The sequence below is a fragment of the Scandinavium sp. NPDC088450 genome (assembly GCF_044900545.1).
Lineage (GTDB): Bacteria > Pseudomonadota > Gammaproteobacteria > Enterobacterales > Enterobacteriaceae > Scandinavium.
This window is the reverse complement of the sequence record NZ_JBJDNI010000002.1, coordinates 222437-232388: the sequence shown is the minus strand read 5'-3', so window position 1 is coordinate 232388 and position 9952 is coordinate 222437. Positions and strand designations below refer to the sequence as shown.

Genomic DNA, 9952 nt, shown 5'->3' with positions numbered 1-9952 from the left:
ACAGTTTTGATTTTCGCCCTCTCCAAAACCGTTCAGTGCAGTTTTGATTTTCTCCCTCTCCAAAACCGTTCAGTGCAGTTTTGATTTTCTCCCTCTCCAAAACCGTTCAGTGCAGTTTTGATTTTCTCCCTCTCCTAAACCGGACAGTGCGGCCTTTGATTTTCTCCCTCTCCATGAGGGAGAGGGCCGGGGAGAGGGGGAACAGCGCGTACCTGTCCTTACTGCCCTGGTGGAATATCCGTCACATCCTGATGCGCATCGTCATTCGCTGCAGGGGCAGCGGCCGCCGGTTGCACCATCAGTTTGTCCCACGTCTCTTGCAGGTCCTTCATGTTGTATTCCGGCTCGCCTTTCGGTTGCTGGAGGATCAGCGCCATCTCTTGTGACAGCTGCTGGCGCAGGTCCTGATTCAGGCTTTCGACCGTCAACGAATTCAGGAAATCCTGACGCACTTTCTGATACTGCTCCGGCGCGATATCCACCACCTGATTTTGCAGGGAGCGCATACGCTGACTCACCAGCAGGTCGGTGTTGGTGCGGGCGTAGGTCGCAAACAGCTTCTGCAGCTCAAGGTTCTTCTGCGCAATCAACGCGTTGAACTCTTCCTGTGTCAGGCCATTCTCACGCACTTTTGCCAGCTCGCGCGCCACCAGACCGAGATTGTTATTGAGCTTCTCGTTCGGTGAATCGACGTTGATAGCACATTGCGCACGCAGATAAAGCACGCGGCAATCAAAGCCCAGGCCGATGTCTTTCACGTTGCTTTTGCTGAGATTCTGCTGAACATGCCAGAACAGCGCTTCACGTGCGAGATCCGCACGCCAGTAGCGCTGAAGTGCAGCAGATTCGCGGATTGGCGTCCATGGCGTGTCCCACATGATAGACAGGCGGTCTTGCGGCACCGCATCGGTCATGATGCTGACCGCTTGCGGTGACAACGGTGCCAGCGTTGGCACGGCGGCAGGCGTTTCGCGTTTGCCTTTTAACTCGCCAAAGATTTTGTTGATTTGCTCGCCTACGCTGCGGCTGTCGACGTTACCGACCACAATCAGCGTCATCGCATCCGGCGTGTACCATTTGTGGTAGAAGCTTTTCAGCTGCGCGTCATCAACAGGCTGCTTGAGCGGTTCGGCAGGATCGTGACCCAACATCGTTGAGCCTTTCAGGCGATAGCGCCACCAGCCTTCTTTCGGGTCCTGCGGCCAGGTCATCACCATGTCTTCGCCGCTGAGCGCATGATTCACGGCTTCCGGCGTGATGTTCAGCTTACCGCCCGCGTCGGCGAGCCAGGTCAGCGCTTCTTTGAGTAAATCGTTACGGTTGTTCGGCAGGCTCAGGCTGAACAAGGTGTAGTCGTAAGAAACAATCGCCGGAGGCATCGGGTGCTGAGGATCAATGCCCTGCTGCCATAAAGAACGTGCCTGCATGGTCTCTAAGCTGCCGCTCTGCGAGAGCGCCAGCCGGGGAATAAAGCGGCTATAGCCAGTCTGCTGAGTGCTCTCACTCAGGGAACCGATGTTGACCTGAAGGCGGATTTCCACACGATCGCTTGGGCGCTGCGGCGTGGCTAACACCTGCCACTGAAGTCCGTTCGCCAGTGTTCCCTGTTGCCATGCCGGGTCTGGCTGGAGCGCTTCTGCTTGCACATAGCCCGCGGTCGCCATCATCAGCATCCCGCCCGCTACGAGTCGAATTTTTGTGCCCTGCATGTGAACCCCTGAATCAACAATCCTGGTTAAAATGACAACTCATGGTCAGTAGATGAGTTAAATACGTGGTTTTACCCGTCATACTTCAAGCTGCAATCAACGACCTGCAACTCGAATGATTTAGGGTATAGACCGTGCAAAAGATGAAATGTCACACGTTCCACGAAAAATATGGTCAATTATGCGCAGGAGCCCGTAGTCCATCAAGGGACTACGGGCAGATAGATGTGATAAGTCGCGGGATTATGAGGAAATTTGTTGCGTTTTCTCAGCCGGAGTACGGTTATTGAGCACATCATCCAGCTGTTTGCTGTCCAGTTCTTTCACCCACTTAGCCACCACTATGGTCGCCACGCCATTGCCGACGAGGTTGGTCAGCGCACGGGCTTCAGACATGAAGCGGTCGATACCCAGAATCAACGCCAGGCCCGCAACCGGTAAATGACCGACTGCGGAGATAGTCGCTGCGAGCACGATAAAGCCACTGCCCGTCACGCCTGCCGCCCCTTTAGAGGAAAGCAGCAACACCACCAGCAGCGTTATCTGATGGAAAATATCCATATGGCTGTTGGTCGCCTGCGCGATAAACACCGCCGCCATGGTCAGGTAAATAGACGTGCCGTCGAGGTTAAACGAGTAGCCTGTCGGAATGACCAGCCCCACCACCGATTTACGACAGCCCAGCTTTTCCATCTTATCGAGCATACGCGGCAGCGCAGATTCAGAAGATGACGTCCCCAGAACGATCAGCAACTCTTCACGGATGTAGCGGATAAACTTGAAGATACTAAAGCCCGTCGCACGGGCAATCGACCCGAGCACCACCACCACGAACAGAATACAGGTGATGTAGAAGCAGATGATGAGCTGCCCGAGCTGCACCAGCGTGCCGACACCGTATTTCCCGATGGTGAACGCCATCGCCCCGAAAGCACCAATCGGCGCCAGGCGCATGATCATGTTGATGATGCCGAAGATGACCTGAGAGAAGCTCTCAATCACGTTGAAAATCAGCTGGCCTTTGTTGCCCAGACGGTGCAGCGCAAAACCAAACAGCACCGCGAACATCAGCACTTGCAGGATGTTACCGCTGGCAAACGCGCCAATCACGCTGGAAGGAATGACATCCAGCAGGAAGGCCACCACGCCCTGATCCTTCGCCTGCTCGGCATACACCGCCACCGCATGCGCATCAAGGGTTGCCGGGTCGACGTTCATGCCTGCCCCTGGCTGTACCAGGTTCACAATCACCAGACCAATAATCAGTGCCAGTGTACTGACCACTTCAAAGTAGAGCAGCGCCACCGCACCTGTGCGACCCACGGCTTTCATGCTCTCCATTCCGGCAATACCGGTCACCACGGTACAGAAGATGACGGGAGCGATAACCATTTTGATGAGCTTAACGAAGGCATCGCCAAGCGGTTTCATTTGAGCGCCGAGTTCCGGGTAGTAGTGGCCGAGCAAAATACCGATAGCGATAGCCGTCAGGACCTGGAAGTAAAGGCTTTTGAACAGAGAGGTTTTCATTGGATGTCCTTAAATATAAAACCACAGGCTATGAAGGGTTTTTATTCGCCTGCGGCTTTAAAATAACATCCGGAATACAACACAGAAACAAAATGACTGAGCAATGTTAAAAACTTAGAGCTGACTCGTAAAAGCGCGCAACAATTACGCGCTTTCGTTTTCATCAAGTGACACCAGATAGTGGCTCTCGAACGTTTCCGGGGCCACAGCCCGATCGAACAGGAAGCCTTGCGCGATATCCACCCCTGCCGTTTTCAGCCAATCGAATTGGGCTTGTGTTTCAACGCCTTCGGCCACAATGCTCAGATTCAGGCTGCGCGCCAGCTGGATAATGGCCTCCACCATGCTGGTGTCATTGGGCAGCGATTCAACGAAGATTTTATCGATTTTCAGAATATCGACCGGCAGCGATTTCATGTGCTGTAGCTGACGCAGCCCGGCGTATCCCATGCCGAAATCGTCGAGCGCGATTTGCACCCCCGCATTACGCAGAGGACGCAGGATGGCCACGGCGGCTTTCGGGTCGTCGATACGTCGGCTTTCAGTCACTTCCAGCACCAGCGTACCGCGTGCAATTCGGTAGCGGTTCAGCAGTTCAAGCATGTCCGCCACCATGTCGTGATGCAGGAGTTGCAGCGCCGACAGGTTAACGGACAGCGGCAGCATGATGCCGCGACTTTGCCACGCTGCGAGCTGACGGCAGGCTTCTTCCAGCACCCAGTAACCCACCGTGACCATCAGACCGCAGGTTTCGATGCGCTCGATAAGATCGGGCGGCAACTCCCAGCTGCCATCTGGCTGACGTAAACGTAACAACACTTCGGCACTGCACACTTTACCGCTGGCAATATCCACCTGCGGCTGAAGCCAGATGGCGAACTGCTGGTTATCGAGCGCGGAAAGGATGTCACTTTCTTCGGTCAGGCGCTGTTGCGCTTTTTCCATTTGCTCAGGATCGAAGAACTCAATCTGGTTTTTGCCCTTGCGACGAGCGGTAAAAGCCGCCGAGCAAGCGCGACGATAGAGCTGTTCTGCGGATAAATCGCCATGGAACATCGCAATCCCGATGCTCGCACTTGGGCGCAACTGAATGCCCTGAAGCGGCAAACGCTCATTGATGAGAGTGAGTACTTGCTGACCTAATGTAATCGCGTGCCACGGCTCTTTCACGCCATGAGCCAGGATAGCAAAGTCATAACCACTGATCTGCGCCAGCACCATGCGTGGTGAAATCACCGACTTGAGCTTCTCAACCAGCGTCAGCAGTAACATTTCGCGCTGGCTCTCTTTCAGCACACCGGCGGTGTCCTGCAGCGTTTCACAGGCGACCACCATCAATGCCGTGGTTTTCTGATGCGCGACGGTTTGTTCCAGCAAAGCCAGCAGGAAAGCCTTGTTGGGCAGGTCAGTGACCGGAAAACGCGTGGAATGGCTGCTCAGCTCTTCATGCTGGCGCAACATAATTTGCTGGTTACGGTTGTAGCTGCGCACCAGCATACCGATTTCATCGTCATGATGCAGGCGAGGTAGCGCCAGTTGATGCCCGACGCGTTCCTGAGGAGAAACATCGTTCAGTTCGCGAGCGATAGTACGTAGCGGGCGCACAATCAGGCGGTTAATGCACCACGTTAATCCGACGGTCAGCATTAACACCAAAAGTAAGTAAGCGGTCACTAACGTCGCGAGGGCGCTCATGACAAATTTATAGGTGCGATACGAATCCGATTGCAGTACCAGATATGCCAGTGGCTGCGGGTTTGCCGGGCGTTCCAGGGAGTAAATCGGCAGCGAAATCTGTACCGGAAGCTCAAACGTACGGGTTATCCAGACCGGCACCGGGCGCTCTTCGATAAAGCGCATGCCTAACGCCTGGAACTGATTGGGCAACACGACATCCGCGCGGCTGACAATGCCCGCAGGCTGAATGCGCCCCAGAATGGTTTCGGCTTCCGGAATATCGCCTTTCAAAATGGCGGAAGAAAGCGGTTCGCGAACGGAACGGGCGATGCTTTCGAGCTGCGTCGCCGTCATGTAGCGGTTCTGCTGAACAAAATGGAAGAACAAAATGGAACAAAAGACGAACACAAACACCATGGTCACTGCCGCCACCATGGCCATTTGTTTAATTGTGAGTGAGCGGCTGACGCGCAAAGGAACTCTCCCCAGAGTAAAACCACGCCCTTCGGCGGATCACGTTAAGGCCGGGTTAGCACAGTTCAGCCCGGCAGTAAGTGATTTTCGGCACATTATACGCTAACTGAGCGCATATCGTGACGGGAGAAAGCAGTTTTAAGGCTAATCTGTTACCAGTCAGCGTAAGGGATCAGCGGCTGCGGCGGCAAGTCCATATCGCCCTGCCAGCCTGCGGCGGAATAACGCACATACAGCAACGCATGGCTCGGGGTGTAATCCTTCGCCTGCTGAATGTCGATAGCCGCGCCGATAAACCAGTTTGAGGTCAGACGACGCTCAATCAACGCGTGCGCTGTGTAACCGATGCCCGAACTGCTACTGCCATCATCAATAATCTGACTGCCTTCATTGCGGAAGTCTGCCGGAAGCAGGTTCGGCAACGGATAGCGCGCCTGATTATTCGTTTTCGAATGCGACCACGACACCGACCCGCCCAGTTCCCATGACCAGTTTTCGGTACGCTGACGCCAGTTCACCGGCACCGCAAACGACAAATATTGCTGCGGGCTGTAATAACCGCCCTGCCCAAGCGTGTAGCCGCTGAGGTCTTTGTCGTAGTGCCAGATCATGTTGTTGAGGCCGACCGTCACCCGGCGGTCGTTCTCATTGATAACCTTGTAGTAATACCCGGCCATCCAGCGGGCGCGCCAGTTGTCTTCCACGTTCTGACCGGTCAGCGTATCGGCGCTTAATGAAGCCCAGACGCCGTTCGCTTCACCTTTGTCATAGCTCAGGCTCACGCCACCGCCGTTGGCTCGTACGCCGCCCCAGGTGGTGCCGGTGTTAGTGTCTTTTTGTCCGCCGAAGGCCAGCAGAGAGCTGGAAATCGGACGACGATGCCCTTCGAGCGTATAGCCCAGCGAACCGATGCTGTTGCTGTAACTCAGGCCGCCGACCACATCAACCACGTCAAAGCCCATCGGCGTGGTGCCGATGTCCATGTCCCAGGTGGCGTTACGCCAGCCCACGGCAACGCTCGCACCTTTACCGCTTTGGCTTTTATCGCCGCCGAAGCAGGTGATATCGGCACAAGTGCCCCATTTTGGCGAATATCCGCCGTTTTCATCCGTGGAGAAACTGCCCTCGTTCATGTTCACGTAATCGCTACGGAAGAACATGCGGCCATCCGCCAACGGCGCATCCACCTGGAACATGGTGGTGTGAGCTTTAAGGTCGGAATAGCCACCGGTGCCGCTTGAACCCCAGTAGTTATGTTCGAGGGTGACGTTCACATCCTGCTGACGGTAAAGATCGGCGGCATCGCTGCGCACGCCTCGTTTGAGCCAGTCGTCTTTCGGGTCGTTACGGGTCAAACGGGTAAAGCTGTCATTGTTCTGCGGGCGAACCGGCGTGATACCGGCTGCCACCATCGCATCTTTGTAGCCTTCCAGCGCCGCTTGCGGATCGCCGTTTTGTACCTGAAAACGCGAGTTATCCCGCAAAACCAAAGCGCTATCCATTGATGCGGGCTGGGCTTTTGCCTGTGGCACGATGGAGCTGAAAATCTGCTGGGCTTTTGCCGTGTCGCCAAGATCGGCATTCACCCATGCAATACGGCGCTGAGTGCCGAGTGAGGGCGTTTCTCCAGCCGCTGGCGCTTTGATTTTCGCCAGTTGCTCGCGGGCAGCGGCATCGTTGCCGTCTGCCACATACACTTCAGCCAGACCTAAGCGCGCATCGTCATTGTCCGCTTCTTTCGCCAGAGCCGAATTGTAGGCAGCGATAGCCGAAGAGGTATCTCCGCGCTGTTGCGCCCAGTCCGCCAGCGTTAAATCAAGACGAGCCGACGGTGGCTGCTGTTTGAGCAGAGCAATGGCCTGATCTTCATGGCCGTTATCACGCAGCAGATTGGCTTTTTGCAGGAGTTGGTCAGACTCAAGACGGTCTGAAAGCTCCTGAATATTGGCATTCCACTGGCTTTTCGGCAGGGTGTTGAGGTGCGACAGCGCCGCCAAATCCTGATTGTTCCCCGAGAGATAGAGGCTGTAGGCGTAAACCTGATCCGCATCGCCGGACTTTTTACGCGCCAGGTTCATCATCAGATTATCGGCTTCGCCGCGCTGTCCGGCGCTGTTCAAGTCTTTCGCCAGACGATAAGTGATCCACACGCTTTCAGGATCCATCGCCAGTCTGCGGCGTTGCAGTTCCGCGGCCTGAGCCCAGCGCCCCTGATTTTCCAGGGCTTCGGCCTGCTGGGACAGACGATCGTCGGTCAGGCTGCGTTCGATATCATCAATGCTGCGTCTTTGGCTGGCAGAGAGCCCATTGATAAACGCCGTCGCCTTCTCTGGTGACTCTGCACGGTAAATATTGGCCAGCCCACGCACGGCGCTGCTGTTAGTGCGATCCAGACGCAAAGCCTGCTGGTAATAACGCTCGGCTGCTGCCGTGTCTTTGCGAGCCAGCGCCACATCACCCAGGCCAAGCACGGCGTAGCTGTTGCTTCTGTCGACGCGTTGAGCCTGCTGATAAAAACGCTGCGCCTGGTCGAGATTGTTCGTTTTCAGCGCCGCATCGCCTTTACGGATCAGCGGCCAGACAATCTGCCAGGTTTGCGGCTTGCTGGCTTCCACCTTCGCCACTTCCGCGGCTTTGGCCTGCTGTTCAGCTTTGGCGTGGAACACCGGGTCGGCCAGTTGCTTTTGCTGTTCAGCAAGTTTGCTACGCGCTTCATCTGCCAAATCACCGGTGGTGAAAAGCGTCAGAAAACGCTGTAACTCTTTGACGGTGTTATCGCTGGGCGGCTCATTTTTAACCTGGTCATACCAAATATCGGCCGCGGTTCCGCGCCCGGCATTAGAGCGCGCCATTTGTTCCAGCACCGCATAACCTTCCTGATTGCGATTATCGGCAAACAGCATTTTCGCCAGCGTCGTCTGTAATTGGGTGTTGCCCGGATACTTCGCGTTAATAGCTTTCAGCTTGTTGACGGCTTCGTTATGACGAGCAGGCAAGCGTGCCACTGCTGTCCAGTATTCCACCGCGAGATCGCCATCAGGCGGCACGCCGTTAAACAGTTTGTCGTAGAGCGCGATACCTTCCGGAATATGCCCGGTTGTGACCTGCAAACGCGCCTGCTGCAAGGCCTGACGGCCCTCGCCGCTCGACAGTTGCAGCTCGCTCTGCGACGCTTTGAGGGTGTCGGAATCCGGCGCTAAAGCCTTCAGGCGTTCAAGCTGTTTCTGTGCCCCGGCGTTGTCGCCCTGGCGCAGCAGATAGCGCATACGAGCGGCAATCACCTGCGGGTCGTCAGGCGCGATAAGCTCCAGGCGATAGAGCGACTGGCGCACCAGGTCTTCACGCTTGGACGATTCGCCCAACCGGACCTGATCGAGGAGTTGTTGCTGTGCCGACGGCGCGGCATGCGCAATTGGCATGAGCGCAATGCCGAGCGAGAGGCTGAGTAAACTTAGTGAGAAGGTACGCATTCCTGGCCCCAGTCAGGTAGAAGTTCACCGCGAGCAGTGAACCGAAAACGGTGTTGATCCCATCCTTGCCCGAACAGGGTCAGAACATAGCTGTAATAGGCGTCATTGCCCGGAAAATGGTCTGCCACACGCTGGCGTTGTACCGCCTGAGCATCGCGATTTTGCAGGAAAGGCAGTAGCGAAGCGGAGAAACCGACCGGCCCATCGCCGTCAATTTTACCCGTGGCGATATCGATTTTTTCAGGCACTGCACCGGCTTTCGCGGTTTGCGCCGCCATGGCTTTAAACTTGTTCAGCAACCGGGCTTTCTGCGGATCAGCCTCGTTCATCATCCCAATCCACAGATAAACCCGAATGGCGTCGTAGCTGCCGAGCAAAGCTTTATCCTGCTTCAACTGCCAGCCTTTTTTCTTATCAAAGCGTACCCAGTTTGGCGAGTAGCCTTTCGGCGCGGTCTCTTGCAACAAACGTAAATTGGTCGCCTGAAGCGCTTGCCACGGTTCGCCGAAACGGGCGAAGTAAGCGGCTAGCTGCGGCGGCAAATAGCTGGGATTGAAGCGCCAGCCTGCGTCATCGACAAAGCCTACTTTCCCCGGCAGTAACATCGAACCGAGACCCGGAACCTTAACGACTTCTTCACTGGCGATGCGCGAGAGCAAGGCTTTTCCCGCTTCGCTGTAGTGCGGCTGATCCCACAACCGCCCCGCTTCCAGCAACGACCAGGCAATCCAGATATCGGCATCCGAGGCGGAGTTACTGTCGATAACGCTCCAGCTGCCGTCCTCTTTTTTGCCCCACAGCCAGGCCGGGAGATGCGCTTTCAGGTTGCCTTCGGCAAGGTTGTTTTGCGTCCAGTCGAAGAGTGATGAAAACGCAGTGCGATCGTTAGCCGCTAAGGCGAAGAACAGCGCATAGCTCTGCCCTTCGGAGGTGGTGATTTTCCTGGCATCGCTCGGGTCAATCACTCGCCCGCCGTCGCTGATATAGTCCTTTTTAAACTGCTCCCACGCGGGCCAGTTGCAGGCCGCAGAGGCCTGCAACGTGAACAGCATCAGCAGCGCCAGTGCAGACTGGCCCAGGCGGTTCATCATC

At 55.8% G+C, this 9952-nt stretch carries 5 protein-coding genes; all 5 read right to left on the bottom strand.

Annotated elements, in window-relative coordinates:
* Positions 1 to 218 precede the first annotated feature (218 nt).
* Entirely contained in the window at positions 219 to 1709 is a 1491-nt protein-coding gene (locus ACI2I2_RS03640; RefSeq protein ID WP_404656664.1) for a M16 family metallopeptidase, read from the bottom strand.
* A gap of 243 nt (positions 1710 to 1952) precedes the next feature.
* Positions 1953 to 3239, bottom strand: a complete 1287-nt coding sequence (locus tag ACI2I2_RS03635; protein ID WP_404656663.1) for a dicarboxylate/amino acid:cation symporter — start codon at positions 3237 to 3239, stop codon at positions 1953 to 1955.
* A gap of 144 nt (positions 3240 to 3383) precedes the next feature.
* Positions 3384 to 5390: a biofilm formation regulator HmsP gene (gene hmsP, locus ACI2I2_RS03630; RefSeq protein WP_404656662.1), complete on the bottom strand. Its 2007-nt coding sequence runs from the start codon at positions 5388 to 5390 to the stop codon at positions 3384 to 3386.
* 152 nt (positions 5391 to 5542) lie between these two features.
* Entirely contained in the window at positions 5543 to 8860 is a 3318-nt protein-coding gene (gene bcsC, locus ACI2I2_RS03625; protein WP_404656661.1) for a cellulose synthase complex outer membrane protein BcsC, read from the bottom strand.
* Positions 8842 to 9951: a cellulose synthase complex periplasmic endoglucanase BcsZ gene (gene bcsZ / locus ACI2I2_RS03620; RefSeq protein WP_404656660.1), complete on the bottom strand. Its 1110-nt coding sequence runs from the start codon at positions 9949 to 9951 to the stop codon at positions 8842 to 8844. Before bcsZ ends, bcsC begins: the two co-directional genes overlap by 19 nt.
* Between the last annotated feature and the right edge of the window lies 1 nt (position 9952).